The 20,588-nt window shown below is 40.3% G+C and carries 19 protein-coding genes and 1 pseudogene; 17 read left to right on the plus strand and 3 right to left on the minus strand.

Annotated elements, in window-relative coordinates; translation table 11 throughout:
- Positions 1-1,080 precede the first annotated feature (1,080 nt).
- The 10 genes from OCV24_RS07220 (at position 1,081) to OCV24_RS07275 (ending at position 10,347) form a co-directional block, all read left to right on the plus strand.
- Positions 1,081-1,632: an AbiU2 domain-containing protein gene (locus OCV24_RS07220; RefSeq protein WP_167514268.1), complete on the plus strand. Its 552-nt coding sequence runs from the start codon at positions 1,081-1,083 to the stop codon at positions 1,630-1,632.
- A gap of 646 nt (positions 1,633-2,278) precedes the next feature.
- Positions 2,279-2,617 carry a hypothetical protein gene (locus OCV24_RS07230; protein WP_150878594.1) on the plus strand — a complete coding sequence of 113 codons (339 nt, stop codon included), beginning with the start codon at positions 2,279-2,281 and terminating at the stop codon, positions 2,615-2,617.
- 144 nt (positions 2,618-2,761) lie between these two features.
- The gene (locus OCV24_RS07235; RefSeq protein ID WP_150878596.1) at positions 2,762-3,253 is read left to right on the plus strand and encodes a hypothetical protein; all 492 of its coding nucleotides are present in this window, start codon (positions 2,762-2,764) and stop codon (positions 3,251-3,253) included.
- Between the two features lie 273 nt (positions 3,254-3,526).
- On the plus strand, positions 3,527-4,705 hold the full coding sequence (locus OCV24_RS07245; RefSeq protein WP_150879396.1) for a site-specific integrase: 1,179 nt from the start codon (positions 3,527-3,529) through the stop codon (positions 4,703-4,705).
- A 76-nt stretch (positions 4,706-4,781) separates the two neighbouring features.
- The gene (locus OCV24_RS07250) at positions 4,782-5,735 is read left to right on the plus strand and encodes a hypothetical protein (RefSeq protein WP_261878788.1); all 954 of its coding nucleotides are present in this window, start codon (positions 4,782-4,784) and stop codon (positions 5,733-5,735) included.
- Positions 5,736-5,823: 88 nt separating this feature from the next.
- Complete coding sequence (locus tag OCV24_RS07255; protein WP_046224721.1) at positions 5,824-6,066, plus strand: helix-turn-helix transcriptional regulator; 243 nt, start codon at positions 5,824-5,826, stop codon at positions 6,064-6,066.
- Positions 6,059-7,300: a VapE domain-containing protein gene (locus OCV24_RS07260; RefSeq protein ID WP_150879385.1), complete on the plus strand. Its 1,242-nt coding sequence runs from the start codon at positions 6,059-6,061 to the stop codon at positions 7,298-7,300. The genes OCV24_RS07255 and OCV24_RS07260 overlap by 8 nt, the downstream gene beginning before the upstream one ends.
- 219 nt (positions 7,301-7,519) lie before the next feature.
- Positions 7,520-8,578: a competence protein CoiA family protein gene (locus OCV24_RS07265; protein WP_150879386.1), complete on the plus strand. Its 1,059-nt coding sequence runs from the start codon at positions 7,520-7,522 to the stop codon at positions 8,576-8,578.
- Positions 8,579-9,046: 468 nt separating this feature from the next.
- Complete coding sequence (locus OCV24_RS07270) at positions 9,047-9,508, plus strand: hypothetical protein (RefSeq protein ID WP_136985496.1); 462 nt, start codon at positions 9,047-9,049, stop codon at positions 9,506-9,508.
- Positions 9,509-9,618: 110 nt separating this feature from the next.
- Positions 9,619-10,347: a hypothetical protein gene (locus OCV24_RS07275; protein ID WP_150879387.1), complete on the plus strand. Its 729-nt coding sequence runs from the start codon at positions 9,619-9,621 to the stop codon at positions 10,345-10,347.
- A 95-nt stretch (positions 10,348-10,442) separates the two neighbouring features.
- Here the strand turns inward: OCV24_RS07275 and OCV24_RS07280 are convergent.
- Positions 10,443-10,756 (minus strand): annotated as a pseudogene (locus tag OCV24_RS07280) (regulator).
- A gap of 808 nt (positions 10,757-11,564) precedes the next feature.
- Here OCV24_RS07280 and OCV24_RS07285 point away from each other — a divergent pair.
- The 4 genes from OCV24_RS07285 (at position 11,565) to OCV24_RS07300 (ending at position 16,391) form a co-directional block, all read left to right on the plus strand.
- Positions 11,565-14,108, plus strand: coding sequence for a helicase C-terminal domain-containing protein (locus OCV24_RS07285; protein ID WP_150879388.1), 2,544 nt, complete (start codon positions 11,565-11,567; stop codon positions 14,106-14,108).
- A gap of 335 nt (positions 14,109-14,443) precedes the next feature.
- Complete coding sequence (locus OCV24_RS07290) at positions 14,444-14,851, plus strand: bleomycin resistance protein (protein WP_150879389.1); 408 nt, start codon at positions 14,444-14,446, stop codon at positions 14,849-14,851.
- 134 nt (positions 14,852-14,985) lie between these two features.
- Positions 14,986-15,441: a GNAT family N-acetyltransferase gene (locus OCV24_RS07295; protein WP_137034244.1), complete on the plus strand. Its 456-nt coding sequence runs from the start codon at positions 14,986-14,988 to the stop codon at positions 15,439-15,441.
- A 143-nt stretch (positions 15,442-15,584) separates the two neighbouring features.
- A complete protein-coding gene (locus OCV24_RS07300) occupies positions 15,585-16,391 on the plus strand; it encodes a trypsin-like peptidase domain-containing protein (protein ID WP_150879390.1) in 807 nt (268 codons plus the stop codon).
- 144 nt (positions 16,392-16,535) lie between these two features.
- Here the strand turns inward: OCV24_RS07300 and OCV24_RS07305 are convergent, their stop codons facing one another.
- The gene (locus OCV24_RS07305; protein ID WP_146441441.1) at positions 16,536-16,862 is read right to left on the minus strand and encodes a hypothetical protein; all 327 of its coding nucleotides are present in this window, start codon (positions 16,860-16,862) and stop codon (positions 16,536-16,538) included.
- A 297-nt stretch (positions 16,863-17,159) separates the two neighbouring features.
- Here OCV24_RS07305 and OCV24_RS07310 point away from each other — a divergent pair, with 297 nt between their 5' ends.
- Positions 17,160-17,360: a hypothetical protein gene (locus OCV24_RS07310; RefSeq protein ID WP_150879393.1), complete on the plus strand. Its 201-nt coding sequence runs from the start codon at positions 17,160-17,162 to the stop codon at positions 17,358-17,360.
- A gap of 199 nt (positions 17,361-17,559) precedes the next feature.
- Positions 17,560-17,931, plus strand: coding sequence for a RidA family protein (locus OCV24_RS07315; RefSeq protein ID WP_150879394.1), 372 nt, complete (start codon positions 17,560-17,562; stop codon positions 17,929-17,931).
- Between the two features lie 35 nt (positions 17,932-17,966).
- Here the strand turns inward: OCV24_RS07315 and OCV24_RS07320 are convergent, their stop codons facing one another.
- Entirely contained in the window at positions 17,967-18,923 is a 957-nt protein-coding gene (locus OCV24_RS07320) for an IS110 family RNA-guided transposase (protein ID WP_150879399.1), read from the minus strand.
- Between the two features lie 354 nt (positions 18,924-19,277).
- On the opposite strand from OCV24_RS07320, the gene OCV24_RS07325 reads away from it, so the two are divergent.
- The gene (locus OCV24_RS07325) at positions 19,278-19,619 is read left to right on the plus strand and encodes a hypothetical protein (RefSeq protein WP_146449881.1); all 342 of its coding nucleotides are present in this window, start codon (positions 19,278-19,280) and stop codon (positions 19,617-19,619) included.
- The last annotated feature ends 969 nt before the right edge of the window (positions 19,620-20,588 follow it).

Here is a 20,588-nt window from a genome sequence, read left to right on the forward strand (position 1 = left end):
CGGCGTTAGGTTGCAAAGGGCAGAAAAGCGTTTGTGGTCTAAAAGTCTTGATCTACGTTCTAGCTATTCACCTGTTCGTTTTTCAACCTCACGAACTTTCCGGTGGCACTGTATGGGAAACGTTTGTGGTTGGGTTGTCACTTACTGGTTCTAACATTGTTGCTAGTTCTTTGGTGCGTTTTCTTTTTCTTGGAAGCTAATTTGTTAACAAATGGTTTGATCACACTTGGTTGTCAGGTTGGTCGAACGAATCCTTTGTCAGTTAAAGTGCTTCAAACCGTGGTTGTTTGTGGTATGTCGCTTCTTCGCCAAGTGCGTTTTTTTGGTTGGGTTTAAATTCTGAACCGTCCGTTTTACTTTTGCGTTTAAAGCCAGTAGTTTTGTAGCTAATTCAGTACCTTGGCGCTAAACCTCTGGCTTCATCGCGGTGGCAAACTAACAAAGCGCTTAAGGCGGACTAACAAACGCTCGGCATTTTTGGTTCGGTTTAGTTTTGTGATAAAGGTGCTCAAATTGGGTTAGGTGGCAGGTTTGTTAGCCACTTAGCTTAGCGTTAGTTTGCAAAGGGCAGAAAAGCGTTGATGGTCTAAAAGCCTTGTTCTACGTTCTAGCTATACACCTGTTATTTCCCAAAGACTCTTCATCGAAATAGGCATCTCGCGTAGCCAGTTTTTCGGTTAATTGGCTTTCGTGTCATTCAATCCTTTCGTGTTAGTAAGGTTCATTTTTCCATGTTCTTGCGTGCTGCTTCTTTGGTTTTGAAAGTTAAGTGTGAACATTGAGAATTGCATTTGTGGTTGTCGGTATCTACGAAAGTCTTCTTAGCCAAGTTTGTTTTGTTGGTTGAGTTTAAATTCTGAGCTGTCCGTTTTACTTTTGTATTCAAAGCCAGTAGTTTCATAGCTAATTCAGCACCTTGGCGCTAATCCTTTGGCTTCATCGCGGTGGCAAACTAACAAAGCGCTTAAGACGGACTAACAAACGTTCGGCATTTTTGGTTCGGTTTCGTTGCGCGTTTAAGGTGTTCAAATTGAGTTGGGTGGCAGGTTTGTTAGCCACTTAGCTTACAAAGGGGTATCAATGAAACCTGAAATAATAGAAGAGCATACTGGCTTAGTGAAATTCTATGACCAATGTGATTGGGCGTGGCAAATACACATTTTGATGAAAACGTATTGTAATACCGAAGAGCTTATTGGATGGTGTTCACTAGACACATACTTTGGTGTCATTTTAAAAGAATATGCAGTACTTCAAATTGCGAAACTACATGACAACGCTGAGACTAGAAGTAACAAAAATCATTCATTACTTTTTTATTGCAAAAAGTACGGCATCGAACGTGAGTCGATTGTGCAAGACTTCTTAAGTGACTTTGAACCATTCTATAAAGGAATGCAGAAAGCGAGAAATAAAATAATTGCTCACTGCGATTTAAAGCAAATTCAAAATGACAACATCATAGGTGGTTATACTCCGGGGACTGACTTAGAGTATTTTCGTCGTCTGCATGAAATCATACAAAGGTTGTATCACGCAGCAGGGATTGGCGCTCCCCCTGAGTGGTCTGAAATGATACATAGAGAGTCGGATGAGCTTGTAAATACGCTCAGTAAGCTAACAAAGCGTTAAAGAGGGATTTGGCACGCGTGGCATTTTTATTATGCGTTGGGTTCAGTGTTTATGGTGCATTGCAGAGGCTTGTGTATTACGTGCCTGCACCCCTTAACGCGGCGTTAGTTTGCAAAGGGCAGAAAGCGTTTGTGGTCTAAAAGCCTTGTTCTGCGTTCTAGCTATTCACCTGTTACTTCCCAAAGACTTTTCATCGAAATAGGCATCTCGCGTAGCCAGTTTTTCGGTTAATTGGTTTCCGTGTCATTCAACTCTTTCGTGTTAGTAAGGTTCATTTTTCAATGTTCTTGCGCGCTGCTTCTTTGGTTTTGAAAGTTAAGTGTGAGCATTGAAAGATGGTATTTGTGGCTGTCGGCATCTACGAAAGTCTTCTTAGCCAAGTGCGTTTTGTTGGTTGGGTTTAAATTCTGAGCGGCCCGTTTTACTTTTACGTTTAAAGCCAGTAGTTTTGTAGCCAATTCAGCACCTTGGCGCTAAGCCTTTGGCTTCATCGCGGTGGCAAACTAACAAAGCGCTTAAGGCAGACTCGCAACGCGTGGCATTTTTAGTATGCGTTGATTTATGTGTTTAAGGTGCTGTGCGGTGACTTCGTATTACGTTGCTCACTACTTAGCTTAGCGTTAAGTTTATAAGAGGAAATTTAATAATGGCACGAGATTTTGAACTGAAGTTTGTAGATCGAGAATTAGCAAACGAGTTAAGAAACTTGAAAATTGATGACCTTCAAGTTGGTCAAAGAATCAACTTTACCGACTGTGCAGACCCGGAGGTAATGGCTACATCAAATCAAGTGCTAACCTTTATTGTTACTTCAGGCAGTTCTGTCGCTTTGAGTCTGTTTTCTGCTTGGCTCTATGACAAGCTTAAGGGTAAAAAATCGAACGATAGTATTAAGATTAACGGTATAGAAGTATCCGGAAACAGCAATAACCTCAAAATAGAAATTCATAACCACATCAATGGTGCCGAACAGGCTGAAAAATAAACTTAACAAAGCGTTTAAGACGGATTCCCAACGCTTGGCATTTTTGGTTTGCTTCAGCTTAAGTGTTTACGGCACAATACTTTAAGTGTGGTGGTCTGCGTTGCTCACCACTTAACGCGGCGTTAGCCCCCAAGGAGTAATATTTTGGCAATTACGGAAATACTAAGAGAGTTTAGTTCAGAGATTATTGCTTCTTGTGCGTTGGTGTTTACTGCTTGGCAGTTTTCTATTCAACGGAAGCACAATAGGGTTTCAGTAACCCCTCATCTGTTCAGTTTTAGAGATCGCAAGCGCAATGTCGACTCAGCTACTATTACTGTTTCTCTTATGAACAATGGACTAGGGCCTGCTTTTATACACAAGTTTGAAGTGTATTTGGACGGTAAGGTATCAGATTCTGATGCAGCGGTTAAAGCGGTCTTTGGTGAGCCTGATGGTCACTTTAAGTACACAGTTCTAGGTGATGACTTTGCACTTGCTCCAGGGCAGGAAGTAGTTTTGATTACAGTCCCTTTCCCTATAGAAACTGGTTCTGATATTAAGGAAATGGAACGGGAACTTGATCGCTTGGAGGTTGTAATCACTTATAAGTCGGCATACGGAACTAAGTACGTTCTGGGCGGAAATGAGGGCTAACAATCTGTTTAAGAGTGATTCGCAACGCTTGGCATTTTTGCTATGCGTTGCATTTAGTGTTTAAGGTGGTATGCGGAAGCATCGGTATTGCGTTGCTCACACCTTAACAGTGCGATTCGGTAATGTAACGCAATGAACGGCTATGAACTAAAATGATAAATTAACCGAATAAATACAGTAAGATAGCTATGATTGGTTGGTTCATGGTTGTTCTCTATAATGCCTCAAGTTGCAATTTTTCTGCTACATATTTGCTACACTAAGGATTGTGTCATGGCATTAAAGCAGAAGATCACCAACAGCTCTATCAAGAATCTCACCATTGAAGATAAGCGCCTGAACGATACCGAAGTCAGCGGTTTTCATGCGCGTATCTCCCCAAAAGGAACGGTGAAGTATTACCTGTACTATCGAATTAACGGCAAGCAGCGAAACTATTTCTTAGGGGCGGCTAATTCATTAACACCCGCTCAAGCTAGAGACTTAGCCAAAGAGAAATCAGGACAAGTCGCCAGTGGGGAAGACGTACAAGAAAGTCGTCACGAAGCTAAGAAATTAGAAGCCCGTGAGGGACTGACGTTAACCCGTTTTCTTGACGAACATTACCAAGACTATTTGATGGCTTTGAACCCTCGAACGGCTAACCAGTCGTTTAATTCAATTAAGAATACGTTTGCTCACCTAGGAGAAAAACGCCTCACCGATATTACCGCTCGTGACATTCAAGAGTGGTACACCCTCAAACGGAAACAAGGGCGAGCGCCCGCAACAATGAGCCGAACCTTTATGTCGTTCAAAGCGGCACTCACCAGAGCGGTTGAGTGGGAACTACTAGACTCTCACTCACTGGATAAAGTGAAACTGGTCACTGAGGATAATACTCGCGTTCGTTATCTTTCTAGTGAAGAAGAAAGCGCCTTACTTATTGCCCTTGACGAACGTAACGACAGGCTAAGAGCGTCTGGCAGTGAAAAGTTATACTCAGACTTTGTTAAGCCGCTTGTAATTACTGCTATAAACACTGGTGCACGTAAAAGTGAGCTACTGAGCTTATCTTGGGAAGATGTGTCGTTTGAGAATCGTTATCTGACCGTTAAAGCTGAAAATGCCAAGTCTAAGAAAACAAGGCGTATACCGCTTAATGACACCGTGTTTAACCTTCTTAGTCAGTGGCGAGCGCAAAACCCCAATCAAATTTACGTGTTTACCCCTAATCACCGAGACTCTGCACCTCTGATTCAATACCCTTGGCAGTGCCTACTGAAAGCGGCGGATATCTCTAATTTCCGGTTTCACGATTTGCGCCACCACTTTGCGAGTAAACTTGTGACGAATGGTGTGGATTTGAATACAGTTCGTGAGCTGTTAGGACATTCTGATTTGAAGATGACCCTTAGATACGCGCATTTAGCGCCAGAGCATAAAGCCGCAGCTGTGAACCTCATCGGATAGTGAGTGCGTTGTGATGTGTTGCCAGCATCAAATTAGTAAGCTAACGATTTACTAGGTTACGAGCACTGATTTATAGATGGACGATAACAGGGATTACATACACTTAAACGAACTGGAAAAGTTAACGTTACTCACTGAGGAACAAGTGTTTGATGCGGTTGAGCGTGGTGTGTTTAGGCTTCACGCTAAAATTGACTGTCCAGATGCGGCGGCAGTCGATAGCCATAACGTATTGCTCTATAGCTTGCATGTACGGGGCTTTATTGAGTTAACCCAAAAGCAATCTCTACAGGTTTTAGTGGGTAAAAGCCAGTTAACACGGTTTGAAGCTGTACCAACACTGGCTTACTCCAAACCGAGACTCATTAAACAGGCTTTCCCGAATGCGGTTAAAGGTCAGTTTAATGGCATCCACGAACAGCGTTTAAGCTCCAAGAATATAGCTTTCATCGTGCCAAAACTGGCAGCGGTGTTTCCAGAGCAAGAAAGCATGATGCAGATTGCTAAAGACAAAACCAGTCAGGGGCAGGTATCAAGCCTCGGTGGGCTATTGTCGGCATTCACTGAAATCATCAGTGAAAGTACCAAGCAATTATCGTCCATACCTATAGGCTTACAAGCCAGTGATATCAGGCTTTGCACAAATAATTTAAGCCAGAGCTTTAACCGAACATGGCAAGAGTTAAGCCGTCACGATAGCCGGCTACCTAACCACATTAAGCCAGTAACCAATCCTTCGCCAAGCCAATCAGGGCAGGGCTTGAAGCCACAAATAGAAACCAACCCCGTTAAAATGATTCAGCATCGAATACTCACTCTTTATCCTCAAGCCAAAGCAAGAGAGGTTTGGAACCTGATCCGTGAAGATGTGAGAGAAGAACGCTACCGGTTTGATGTGGATGTGATTGTTGATGGGATAGACCACGAAAGGTTATACATCAGTAAACAAATGAACAATGCTAATGAGGGTATGACCTTTAAACGCTTCCAAAACTTACTGTCAGAAGTGAGAAGAGCCCTGCGAGAATAAATGCTCCCGCCAATCCTCCCGTCTTTCTTCCCGTGAATGATTTCAAGGTTTTCATAGTACCTCCACGAACAATGAAGGTACTTAAAGTATGGAAAACCAAGAACAAAACAAACGCGCTTACACAGAGCAAGAAACTTCGACTTACATCGGCATGAGCCGTTCATTCCTACGTCAAGCTCGCATGGAAGGGCAACGCAAAAACAGAACGGACGCACCACCTTTCATTAAGATTGGTCGCGCGGTTCGTTATCTTAAAGAAGATTTAGACCGCTGGCTAGACAATCACACTAAGCGAGACCACCTATCACAGGAGGAGTGCTTCCATGCTTAAAGAGCCAGAGTTCCCTCATGTGAAATACACCGAGTCCGGTAAAACCATCGTGCTGAATACGGCTGATAACTTAAAGGCGTTACTCAAGAGTTCAGGCTATGAAGCCAAGCTCAATAAGATGACCCTAGAGCCTGATATTTTCAAAGGTAAGGAGTGCATGGGCTCACCCGATACGGTGAGAAGTGAACTGATTTCAGTGGCGTCTATCCATTCATTACCTAAACCCGCCATTGATGACCATTTTAACGCTGTCGCTCTCGAAAATAGCTATCATCCTATTAAGGGTTGGTTATCCGGTGAGTGGGACGGACAGCCAAGAGTTGACGCGGTGTTAGACTGTTTAGGGGCTAAGAATCCACAGCTGGCTAGAATCGTATTGCTACACTGGTTAGTGGGCTGTGTAGCATGTTTGCTTGTGCCTAATTTTAAATCAAAGCTCGTTCCTGTGCTGCAAGGCGAACAGTCGTTTAAGAAGACAGCTTTCGTTGAGCGTATTGCTAACGTGATGCCAAGTGCCTTCTTAGAAGGGGCAGAGCTAAACCCTGATAACAAAGACAGCGTCTTATCGGTGATTCGTTCTTGGATAGTTGAACTAGGGGAGTTAGAGCGTTCTACCAAAAACTGCCAAGGCGCACTCAAAGCGTTCGTTACTCGTGCTCAAGATACCGTTCGTCCTCCTTATGCGAGAAGTGATATCAAGAAGTCACGACAAACGAACCTGATTGCTACGGTAAACGGCACAGATTTCTTAAAAGATGAAACGGGCAACTCACGTTACGCGGTCATTGAACTGGTGGCTGAAACCAATATGGACAAGCTTAATGAATTGCTAGGTTGGGATTATAAAGTAACGGGTGAGCTGACACTGGCAGAGTCGGAGAAACTGCGCCAATTCTGGTTAGAAGTGAAACATCTATTCTTAGTACAAAAGCACCCTTGGATGCTTTCGTCTGACGCTCAAGCCTTGGTATCAAAAGAATCGGCTAAGTACGTGGATAAAGGCACTTGGTACAACATGCTCAATGACCAACTAGAAACCTGTCATGGCAAGGCTAGGGAGTGGCTCACGACTAAACAAATCTGTGACTTATTCAAAGTTGATGCATCTAAAGGTAACGTGGTTGGCAAAGCCTTAAACCAACTACACAAAGAAGAAAAGCTAGATAAGAAAATGCTTAATGGTTCAAATCAATACTGTTTTCCTACCGTCATTCCCCATACTTCATTTCTGTAAGTTGCGATTTCTACCCCACTTACTCCACTTGAACCTCAATTAGGTGGGGTAAGTGGGGTAACTTTCGGAACATCTATAAATCAAAACCCACTGAAAGACTGAAATTTGAGGAAACTCATCGCAAGTTACTCATTAACTGAAGGTATTCAGATCATCGTCACTGTTATCTTTGATATGAAATGAAAATATTAATATGTAGTCAGTTGTATTGAGGTATAGATGCTAATTCCGTTTGGTATGAAAGATAATAAACTGTTCGATGTCAGTGAAGTGGCTAAAGGTCAAGCGTGTGGTTGTATTTGTCCTAGTTGCAAGCAACCTCTGAGAGCTAACAAGGGTGATCCAGAAAAGAAAATGCATCATTTCTCACATGATCCGAAGTCCCAAAAAGAAGGTGAGAAGCGCAAAGATTGTGAGTATTCATTCTTTGTGGCGGCTCGACTTCTAATTAAGCAGCGATTAGAACAAATGGAAACCATTGATCTTCTATTACCAGATGGATTATCACATATTTCACAGCGAGATATTGTCGGTGAAAATCATACGAGTACTCGCTATTACGCCAAAGCTAAAACCCTAACGCTATGTAATATCGAAATTGAAAAGAGCTGCATAGGTGGGGAGCTCGATATCGTCGGTTATTGTGGTAAACATCCTATAGGATTGCACTTTTCTTATGATGGGCGGTTGCCCCTTGATTCTGCGGCGAATGATTCTGATGATGCAATCCTTGAAATAGACCTTTCTGAGTTGTTAGAGCTCTATCGAGAACTCAAACTTGAAGAGGGGGTGACATTTATCGATGTTGTTTTGGATTATGTTCTAAATAGCGGGGAGAGGTTGTGGGTTAATCACCCAAGAAAAAGGTTAGAGGAAACGAAAGCAAAATCGCAACTAGAGCAATTTATTGAAGAGTTGAATTGCTGGTTGTTTAGGAAGGATGAAGACGATAACGACATTATTGAACAGTATTATGGGCAAGGTGGGCATTATTGCCACAGTTGTAAACGAGCTTGGCTAGATGAGCATTCTTTACCTAAATGCCCTGAATGTTCCCGTAGTGGTCGAACGTTTGGACGTAGAGCTGAGATCAAAACATTGAGGGATTTGAATACATTGCGAGATAAGCAAATCTGCCTCAAGTGTTTCACCTGTCGAACGGATGAGTTTGAAGATATTTGTACGGAATGTTATTCGAGGTATCAAAAGTATGAAGTGAAATCCGCAAAAAGGATTGTCCAAGAAATTGTTCGAAATATTGTTGGTGAACATTATTAGGTGGAGTAAGTGGGGGAACTTTTGGAACATTCACCAACTTGGATCTCTACGAATAATTGTACTTTTAAAGTAATAACTTCCATTGCTAGCACGAAAATGCCCCAAAGTTTCTTATACCTTTTACTCATTCGCATCCTGTTCATGGGCTTTTGACCTACTAAAACTTATCCATTCTTCTAATGCTGTTAGTTGTGAATCCCCGTGTTGTATCACGGGGGTAAATTCGACCTATCTATCAGCACTCACTCAACTTTGCACTAACTCTTCAACATTGAGCTATACGGCATAACGCATTATTTTTGATTAAGTCCTCTAATTAAAGATGGTAAGCGTCTGTTTATAAAAAATAATTTCAAGTAAAATCATCGCAATCAATAGCTAAAAATTGGCTTGCGTCGACATAATAGATTAGTTTGGTTGGTCGCACTGCTAGTTACTTAACATGCCATTTATTCAAGAGGTCGATTAATGGAAATGATACAAGAAATTCTTGCTTTACCTGTAATTATTCAAGGGGCTCTTGGCTCTGCACTGTTTGCTCTTTGCACTTGGTTACTAAGGTTTGCCTTTAATAACATCACTATTGTATTTTCAAAGTTCAATAATGAATTAAAGATAGAACAAAAGAATGCTGAACTGGTTGGTTTGTATTATGAACAAAGTGGCCGCGGTACAGACTCATCTGTGTTTCTTGTTTGGTGCATATTTCACGGGCTAGCGCATATATCTCAAGCCGCTATTTGGTTAGTTTTGGGCCAGATGTTTGGAGAAGTAATATATAGTTTTGTATATGTGGGATATCTGGGCGCCCTCTATTACTTGTACCGAGCAGGGAAAGTACTTCCAACGAAAAATAACGAATATACACCTGACGAAATTGACCAAAAAATCAATGAGCTTGAAAAAGAATTAGATCCTGAAAATATCTAATAAGACATTAAACCAACACCTCACGCTTGGTAATTTTTCCTAACAGAAGTCTATGCTAAGGTTTGGTGCGGTTAGTTTTGAATTATGTGTAAGAGGGGGAGATGAGTTCTATGCAAATTTCTGAATGGATATCAGTAGGTTCGAGTGTAGGAACATTAGTAGCGGCATTAGTTGCTTTAGTTTCATTATTTGAATTGAAGCGACAAAGAAAATCCAGCTACAAACCAGATATCGCAGTTTTATCGAGTCATTTTGTAATTGAGCATAATAACACCTCTAGAAACTTACCCTGTTTTTGGTCTGACCCTACTCAAGAAGGCAGTGGGTTTAGGACTTTAAGAATAGTGAATGTAGGTTTGGGTGTAGCAAAAGATCTTAAAGTTTCTTGGAACTTGGATGTAAACAAACTGTTTGGACAAGTAGTTAAATCTTATCCGAAAGATATACCAACCGAAAAAAAACTAGTTCTTGATGGTGAAGAAGTTTTTATTAAACTTGATAATTTATCGATTTTGTTACCATTAACTTCATCCCCTGAGAATGAACCCGCCTATTTGGTCCCAAGCTCCGTTTCTACTGAGGGGCATTTGATTAATATTCCGTCATCGTACGAGGCTTTGATTTCGGTTTGGGTTTCCAATATGGAGACGCAACGAACTGATTGGGACTTTAGTGACATTGAACCTTTGGAGTTACGGCTATCATTTTCTGATCTCGGAACAAAAATACATACCCAAAAAGTTACTTTGAGACCAAGACTTAATAACTGTGTGAGAAACACTGAAAGTGATGGTTTTACGGACTTTAGGTTAGAGTTCTCATTTGGAACTTACACGTAGCAGACTGTTTTATATTGAAGCCCAATGAGTGGTACTTTCATTCCATTATTGGGTTCCTTTAGTTATAGCACTAGGGCTTATATTGTCATTAAATATCAAACATTAAGCCATATGCTTGCTATCGCTCTAGCGAGTCCTAACAAATGCGTTGATGTCTTAATTTCTAGTTCTGATTGAATCCCGAGTAGCGCAATCCCTGCCAATATTTGTTGCGGCATTACCACTTGGCCAATTGGTAGATCCATCTTGTCGTACAACAGTTTGAACTGCACCTACTCTTCACTAATGCTAAGCTTGCGACCTTTGGCCCTTATCATTAGTCTTTTGCACTCGGGCGGGATTAGATTTCCTTCATCCTAGCCGGTGACTCTTCTCACGGTTTTAAAACACAGTTCAGCGACCTCGTCATGTGGCACTCTAACTCTCGAAAAATGCAATTTTCCTTATAAAAAGTTATTTATGAATCGCTAATGTTACAATTCCTGAAGCACATTTATGTCCAGAGGCTTCATAGGCCTGAAGTTTTACTCGTGGCACTTTTCTCAAAAAGTGCCAGCTAACTCAGATCTGCCCCGAAGTTTGTTATGACTCACATCTGTACATGGAAACTTGAAGGGAAATATCTTAGTTTTTCTAACATTCAGATACGACAAGAGCCACTAGAAGTGGCTCTGTTACGCGCTACCTGCGGTCAATACTCGATGAGCGGAAGAGAACAGGGCTATTTGAATTCATCTGTCTACGAGTGGAGCCGAAGCCACGTTTCTCATAGCAAGCATCAGTAGTATATGCTTGTAACCTGTTGAGTTCAAATTTAGCTGAACATACTGGCAAGCTTATGCCCCAAAACAAGTTTAAGTACTGGAAAACCATCATAAGATTGATGTGGCCAACAAGCTGTTGGACAAACTCCAACCCCAATTTTGCAAGAGCCTATTGCAAAAATCACTCTAAAGCACTTCTGCCACCAAACGTTTTAGAGACCATTCCTTTGCTCGGAATTCATCGTGGTCGATCGAATCCTCAACTGTGTGGCTGGTTATTGCGAAAATCGCAGCTAATGATCGTTATCTCGTCTCCTATTCCATCAAAAGTAAAGTTTGTGATCTATCAAGTAGACCAAATAATTTTAATGCTACAAAGTGCTTATCGTGATAGGTGATTTATTTGAGTGTTTTATAAGTAACCACCTGAAATATTTAACTTAAGGACAGAGCATGCCAATTAATTTCGAAAAGCGTTCATCTAGTAAGGGGACGGAAAAGAAAACTCATCCACGTGAAATCTACGACGCACTAGATCGACATGCTAATAAAGGTCCTCTTCGAGTTCCTGTCCAAAGTACAGTCTTGGATAATTGGTTTGATAACTACAAAGATCAGCGCGATGTGATAATCAAATTACCAACTGGCGAAGGAAAAACTCTTATCGGTTTACTAATACTACAGTCCAAGATTAACCAAAAAAAAGGGGCAAGTCTCTATATATGTCCCAACAAATACTTAGCCGATCAAGTTCGTATACAAGCAGATGAATTTGGTATTCAGCATTGCGCAATCAATGAGAATGGTCTGCCTGAGGACTTTATAAATGGTGAAAAGATACTCATCACACATGCTCAAATGGTTTTTAATGGTCGGAGTTCGAACTTCGGTATAGGACTGGATTCAGTTGATGTTGAAAACTTCCTTTTAGATGATGCACACAGCTGTATCGAAATAATAAAAACAGGAAGTAAGTTCAAAATACCGCGTTCATCTGAATGTTTTAATGAGCTACTTCATTTGTTTGGGGAGGAGTTAAAAAAGCAAGGAGCGGGTACCTATGCGGATATTTGCAATGAGTCTAAAAGCGCAATCCTTGCCGTGCCATATTGGGATTGGGAAGGAAAACAAGATGAAGTTGTTCAAATCCTCTCAAAATACAATAAGAATATGGACAAATCAGTATGGTTTGTCTGGAACCTTTTAAAAGACAACTTAAAACATTGCTCTGCTGTTTTTTCAGGTAAAGGAATTGAAATATCTCCTAGATTATTGCCGATGGATATGTTTGGTTCATTCTTCAACGCGTCTCATCGTGTTTTCATGTCAGCAACAATATCAAACGATTCATTTTTTATACGCGATCTTGGTTTAACTAAAGAGGTAATAGAAAACCCATTAACTTTTGAAAAGACATGGTCAGGTGAAAAAATGGTACTGATTCCTTCACTAATTGATGGGAGTTTAACCAGAGAAAATATTGTAAACTGGGTCGGAAAGTGGAGGAATACTCAATACGGTGTTGTTGCTATAGCCCCTAGTAATTGGCATACAAAAATTTGGGATAGCCTTGGCGCAACAACAGTAGATGCAGAAAACCTATTAACTGAAGTAGATAAGCTAAAGCAAGGTCAATTTCCGAATCCAGTCGTTATGGCGGCGAAGTATGATGGTATTGATTTACCAGATAACATGTGCCGTGTTCTTGTCATTGATTCGTTGCCCATAACTGAAACTATAACTGAAAAATACATTGAAAGTTGCATACCAAATAGTACGTTTACCCAAATAAAAACAGCTCAAACAATTGAGCAAGGGTTAGGTCGTGCAGTAAGAGGAGAAAAAGACTATTGCATAATCCTACTCCTAGGTAACGATTTAGTTAAACAAATCAGATATAAAGGGTCTCGACCGTACCTTTCACCACAAACAAGGAAGCAAATTGATATTGGTTTAGAGCTAGCAAAGTATGCTCGAGAGGATAAGGATGATTCGCAAACCTATACTCAAATGCTTACTTCCGTCATCAACCAAGGCTTAGGACGAGATGAGTCTTGGAAACAATTCTATATTGATAGTATGAATTCGATTGATGTAGATGAATGTAGAGTGACATCGGGTAGCGATGAAATGCTAATTCTAGAGCGTAAGGCAGAGTGTTTTCACGCTGAAGGAAAACATGATAAAGCTATAAATACTATTCAAAGTCTATTAGATAACCGCTCAATCAATCTATCCCAAGAAGAGCGGGGTTGGTACCTACAAGAAATGTCTAGATATTTATATGCTCAAAATCGTGTCGAGGGTATGGCGATGCAAGTGAACGCTCATCGAACTAACAAACGCTTGTTCTTGCCACCAGATGGGTACCAATTTACAAAGATTGACCTTAAAGCACATGAAAGAATTTCGAATATTAAAAGCTTTATAGGTCAATACGATGACTTCGAAGACTTTCTTGTTTACATGGATGACGTGTTCTCGCGCCTTGTTTTTGGAGTTAAAGCAGAACGATTTGAAAGTGCGATTGACGAATTGGGAAGGTTTCTCGGTTTTAATACCGAACGCCCTGATGCTAACTGGAAGTCGGGACCTGACAACTTGTGGGCAATTAAGAGCGGTGAGTACCTATTTATAGAATGTAAAAGTGAAGTTAAATTGACTCGTTCTGAAATATTAAAAGAAGAAACAGGACAATTTAACAACAATATTGCTTGGTTTAAGCGCTTCTATCCAGGAGCTAACGTGATTTACTCAATGATTATTCCGACAAAGAAAGTTAAATCAAACACTGGTTTCAACGAGTCAGTTGTGGTTCTTAGGGAGCGTGGGCTGAAATCCTTAGTCTCCAATGCAAGAGCATTTGTTTTAAGCTTTAAAAGTAGTGATCTCAGAAGCTTATCTGACACCGTTATTCATCAATCGATACATCAGTATAAATTAGACGCAGATGAACTAGTTGATAACTATTTTGAACAAACACTATTAGTCCATTGATATAATGATTTAATTTGATAGTGCTGATTTTAATTGAACAGCACTATCAAAACCGAGCAAGACGCTTGGCTTTATAGATTGTAAGGAACTAGGTTTTGATCAAATCTAGTTTATCTGAACTTAATCGTTTAGAACTTATACCCTAAATGATTTCTGTCCAGAAACGTGTTAGAAAGAGCTTGTTTTTGGTTGTAAGAATGCAAAATTATAAAGCTACACATTTGCTACATGTATTATATTTTAAAGTTGAGTTTTAGTTTTAAGTTGTTGATATAGAAGGTATTGGTGTGTTGTTTATTTCACCTTAACAGGGCGTTATGTGAATAGGGAAAATCATGACATTACGAGTAGTTCCAGAATTGTATTGTTTCGATATAAATGTAAGTAAGGCTTTTTTCACAGATATTCTTGGTTTTGCCATCAAATACGAAAGGCCAGAAGAACTGTTTGTATATTTAACACTCGACGGTGTAGATTTAATGTTAGAAGGTTTATCTAGTCAAAACCGTAAGTGGATCACTGGTAATCCAGAATTCCCGTTGGGTTGTGGTGTGAACTTTCAGTGGGACGTTAATGATATTGAACGCTTATATTGTGAAGTTTGCTCGAAATCTAATGAGTCAATTTATCTAGCGCTCGAATCTAAATCGTATGAATGTGGTAATAAGTCCGTCGTTCAAAAGCAGTTTATCGTGCAATCACCAGACGGGTACTTGTTTAGGTTCTGTCAGAACGTCTGTTGACAATCTTCACATAACAAAGCATTTAAGAGGGATTCACAACGCTTGGCAGTTTTGGTTCAAAGTTCAGCTTAAGTGTTTATGGCACAATGGTTTAGTTTGGGTGGTTTGCGTTGTTCACCCCTTAATGCGGCGTTATGAGGCGTATGGATATTCAACTAATAAAAATAGAAAGTGATGAGTTTGAAAGTCTGTTTTCAGTTGTGAAACAAGGACTTTATTCGCATGTTGATGCCGTCTTTGGTTGGTGTAATGAGTTTCAGGTCAATCGCTTAAAAAGTGACTATGAGCCTCATTGGTTTCACTGGGTTTGTCTCAATAACACGCGAGTTGGAATGCTGTGCTTCAAGCCATACGACAATGCCATTCATGTACATTTACTCATTATATTTCCAGAATTTCAAAATCAACAATTGGGCAAAAGGGTCATGAATATGGTTCACGACATAGCGCGAGAGCAAGAGCGTAGTCAAGTAACCTTATCAAGCTTTACTAGAAATGAGTCAGCGGTAAGTTTTTACAAATCTCTTGGCTATAAGGTGACTGAAAGCGATGAAAACTTCCTTTCTTTGTCGCTTCAACTTGCCTCATAACAAGCGTTTAAGACAGATTCGCAACGCTCGGAATTTTCAGCTCAAGTTGAATTTTGTGTTTACGGTGCAATGGGTTAGGCTGGGTGGCAGGCGTCGCTCACTACTTAACGCGGCGTTAGCTATTCTCAATAAACAGGTGGAATATGATTTTTGATTTTTCGGAGCTTAGTGACTCAAATTTAGATTACATAGATAAGATTGTTGATCGCTATAAAGAAGTCATCGTTCCTTTTTACACAAATAACCTTGAAAAAGGTCGAGATTTCAACGGTTTTGGTTCAGGTTTTGTTGTCAAACACCTAGGTAGCTATTTTGTAGTTACAGCAGAACATGTTATGTCAGATGCTAAAAGGTATGGAATGTCAGCTATCGCATTTGGTGAGCGAAAAATGATCCTCGAACATATTGCGGTTGTATTTAATAAAAAAAGAGATGTAGCGGCATTCTGTATAGACAAATGGATGAAAAGTGAGGGAATTAAAGATTTACCTCATACCACCCTTTATGATGATTCTAGCTTTGAATCAGTCAATGAGAATCCTTTCTTTCTTTTAATGGGGTACCCTGGAACAAAAAATCGAGTACGTGATTTCCGTAAAGGGCTAAACCCGCATTTATTCAGTATCACAGCAGAACAAATTTCCGCACCTAATAAGTTGAAAACAAACGTAGAATCACCACTTTATTATGAATTCCATCCCAAAAAATTAATCGATAGTTTCAGTAAAAAATTTGGCAGCCCACCTGATTTATATGGTATGAGCGGTGGTCCCGCATTTGAGCTGCAAGCGAGACGTCCTATGCTGATGCAATCCGACACCAAAATCGAGTTTTCTCTTTGCTTACGTGGAGTGTTAGTCGAATGGCATAAGTCTCACAAATGCATTTTGTCGTCTACAAAAGACGTAGTAGAAGTGCTATTGGAAATGAGCCTAGAAAAAGAAAGCTAACAAAGCATTTAAGAGTGATTCCCAACGCTTGGCATTTCTCATTCCATCGTTGGGTTTTGTGTTTACGGTGGTATGGTTTAGTTATATGGAAGCGTTGCTCACACCTTAATGCGGCGTTATGTGCACACCCATTTTAAAATAGATTCATGTTGTCTGAGCCCTTACAGTTTGCCAGAAATGAATCCCTAAAAGCACTGATGGTGTAGCCGTTAATAAGGTAATTAAACCAGCGTCCCAAGGCGAGAAAGTGATCAGTAGAATCTGAAGAAACAGAAAAAATATAAAGACAATTGGCAATAGTAAGTATGTAAGTGTCATACCAAGAGCCTTTGAAATGTCATCAAGCGTATTAGCATCGTAAAAGAGTTTCAAAAGGTATGCTAAACCACTAAGAACTAACCAGAATACAGAGTAGACGATAAAGTGGTCATCATACTTTTTAGCCATTTCTACTTTATATTGTTCAAACACGCCAAGTGCCGATAAACTCCAAATGACGAAAATTAGCTTGATACAATTTAATGTGATATTTGACTGTCGAAGTCTAAGAACTAACTCTTGTAACATAGGCCTGTAATACTTTGAAATAATGTCAATTATCCTATAAATATGTGCATATAACAAAGCGTTTAAGGCAGATTCCCAACGCTTGGCGTTTGCATTCTAAGTTGGGTTAAGTGTTTACGGTATAAAGGTTTAGGTTAGGTGGTTTAGCGTTGCTCACTACTTAACGCGGCGTTATGTTTAATTTGAATGTGAAGGTGTTAAATGGAAGAAATATTCCTAATTGCAGCAATAGTATCTGCGTTAAATCTTCTTCATGCTATTGTATATAAATCTATTTTCTTTGCTGGCGGATGGATTGATTATCATGAAAATAGGTCTCATTTTTGGGCAGGATTTTTCACATTTCTTCTTTTCGTATTCTTTTATGGTGGTTTTTATTTCTTCATCTTTCCAGAAGTTTAATGGTGTTTGTTTGAGGCATGGCGAACCCAGATATTCTTTTGATACACGACTAAAAACATAACAAAGCATTTAAGACGGATTCCCAACGCTTGGCATTTTCGGTTTGATTCAGCATTAGTGTTTACGGCACAATGGTTTAGGTAGGGTGGCCTGCGTTGCTCACCACTTAATGCGGCGTTATGTTCTAGGGAGAAATCAAGTGGTTGAACGAGTTACTTACGAAAGCTTACCTCAAATCGCAGGGCCTTATGTCCATGCAACAAAGCACAACAAAACACTTTATATATCAGGGCTTACAGCTTACGGTACTGATGCTCAAGTTCTTAGTTTGACAGAACAGGCCAAAGAGATTCTCGATCAAATTTCAACGGTTCTCAAAGCGGAAGGCTGTGCAAAAAACAACTTAGTAAAGCTAACCATTTTTGTTCGTGATATATCTAAGTTAGCTAGTATCCGAGAGCTACTATTTCATTTCTATGACGGCCATTTGCCAGCTTGTTCTCTGGTTGAAGTTTCTAAGCTCATTCATCCGGACTTACAAATTGAAATTGAGGCAGTAGTAGCGCTTTGAGTGCGAACATAACAAAGAGACTATGGCGTCAATAGTTAATTTTTGGCGCTACCTTTATCCCACATTACGCCGTCTCTTATCATTGAATTAAGTATTACAACCATCTTTCTCATGCAGGCAACGATTGCGACTTTTTTTGGTTTACCTGCCGCGAGTAATCGTTCATAAGTAGCCTTAAAAACGGGGTTACATTGGATGGCAGACATCATTGCCATATACATAACGGTTCTAACTTGAGGTCGACCTCCTTTTATCATCCGTTTGCCTTTAAAGCGTCCACTTTCTCTTGTTATAGGTGCTACGCCAATGAGAGAAGAAGCTTGCTTGTTAGTAATAAAACCGAGTTCGGGTACATTGCTAATTAAGGAGGCGGCTAGGACTTTTCCAACGCCTGGCATGCTTTGAAGAATGGTGCTCTTAGCTTGGTACTCAGGACTGCTCTCAATCAGTTTTGCTATCTTTGCCTCTACTTTTTCAAGCTGATTTTTTAGAGCGGTCAGAATCGGGGTAATGGTCGATGAGATATTTTTAGGTAATATTTGTAGTCGGTTTCTTTCCATGGTTTGCATGGTGAGTAGTTGGTTCCGCCTCGTGACTAAGTCACTCATAAGGCGTATGTTTTCACTTTTTAGCTTAGTCAGTTCGGGTTGAACTCTTTCGGCATAATGTGCGATGAGCGCGGCATCTAAGCGGTCATTCTTAGCACGTTGCCCAATAGCCTCAGCAAACCTTTTAATACGTAGTGGGTTGGCAACAACATAAGGTAATTTGGCTTTGTCACATGCGAGTATGAACGGCATTTCTAATCGACCTGTAGCTTCAATTACGACGCGTTGAGGTTTGTGTTTCTTAATGGTTTTGATGGCATCGCTGATGCCTTTATCGGTATTTGGTACGGTGAAATAAATGTCGAGTGGACGGATATAGATGTCTAATTGTGACTTACCAGTATCAACGCCAACATTAATGTTTTGAAGTGTGTTTGTATTCATAATAAGCTAACTCTTGCTTGCAAATGCGGGCTCGAGACCCAGAAGACTATTCGAGTGTGGTGCTTGGAGTTCTATCTGACGTTCGTACTTGTTATCGGTCTCTCAATAGAGGAGCCGTCGTTTAATCGAACTATCAGATAGAAGAACTTTAGTTGCAGCTAAAGTCTGGGTCTCACCTTACCCGATTGGAGTGCTTATTATCCATACAAAGCGTTTAAGAGGGATTTGGCACGCGTGGCACTTTCAGTTTGCGTTGAGTTTGGTGTTTAAGGTGCTTTGCAGAACTTATGTATTGCGTGCCTGCACCCCTTAACGCGGCGTTATGTGCCAGTTCGGAAAATGGAGAAATAATCTATGGAAAAGTGGTTGATAGATGTGAGTGAAGCGTTGGATGAAGCACTGCATGCTATTTCTTCTGGCGAAATTCCGAAGGAAAATATGTATCAACTAGCATCAATTTTTTACTCTAAACGAAATCATATGAACAATGATGCGTTGTTTGAAATGATGAACAACGAAATTGATGAACAAGTTAAAACAGATTGGTCATTCGATTCTAATTCGAAAAAACAGTACAAGTTTCATTTTGTATCGTCTTATCTGCTTTGTTTTGTAGTCGCAGGTAAAATTGATGAGTTCTTCTACGATCAAATCATGGAATATGTGAATGAAAACTTGGACTTATTTGAAGACTAGTTCACGTAAATCAGGCACATAACAAAGCGTTTAAGACAGATTCGCAACGCTCGGCGTTCTCGATTTGCTTTGAATTTAGAGTTTACGGCACAATAGGTTAGGTTTAGTGATAGCGTTGCTCACTACTTAACGCGGCGTTAGTTTGCAAAGGGCAGAAAAACGTTTATGGTCTAAAAGCCTTGTTCTGCGTTCTAGCTATTCACCTGTTATTTCCCAAAGACTTTTCATCGAAATAGGCATCTCGCGTAGCCAGTTTTTCGGTTAATTGGCTTTCGTGTTATTCATTTCTTCCGTGTTAGTAAGGTTCATTTCTCAATATTCTTGCACGCTGCTTCTTTGGTTTTGAACGTTAAGCGGGAACATTGAAAGATGGTATTTGTGGCCGTCGGCATCTACGAAAGTCTTCTTAGCCAAGTGCGTTTTGTTGGTTGGGTTTAAATTCTGAGCTGCCCGTTTTACTTTTGCGTTTAAAACCATTAGTTTCATAGCTAATTCAGCACCTTGGCGCTAAACCTTTGGCTTCATCGCGGTGGCAAACTAACAAAGCGCTTAAGGCAGATTCGCAACGCGTAGCATTTTTAGTATGCGTTGATTTATGCGTTTAAGGTGTTATGCGGTGGCTTCGTATTACGTTGCTCACTACTTAGCTTAGCGTTAGTTTGCAAAGGGCAGAAAAGCATTTATGGTCTAAAAGCTTTGTTCTGCGTTCTAGCTATTCACCTGTTATTTCCCAAAGACTTTTCATCGAAATAGGTATCTCGCGTAGCCCGTTTTTCGGTTAATTGGCTGTCGTGTTATTCAATCCTTTCGTGTTAGTAAGGTTCATTTCTCAATGTTCTTGCGCGCTGCTTCTTTGGTTTTGAAAGTTAAGTGTGAGCATTGAACATTGCATTTGTGGCTGTCGGCATCTATGAAAGTCTTCTTAGCCAAGTGCGTTTTGTTAGTTGGGTTTAAATTCTGATCTGCCCG

Source organism: Vibrio kanaloae (assembly GCF_024347535.1).
Classification (GTDB): domain Bacteria; phylum Pseudomonadota; class Gammaproteobacteria; order Enterobacterales; family Vibrionaceae; genus Vibrio; species Vibrio kanaloae.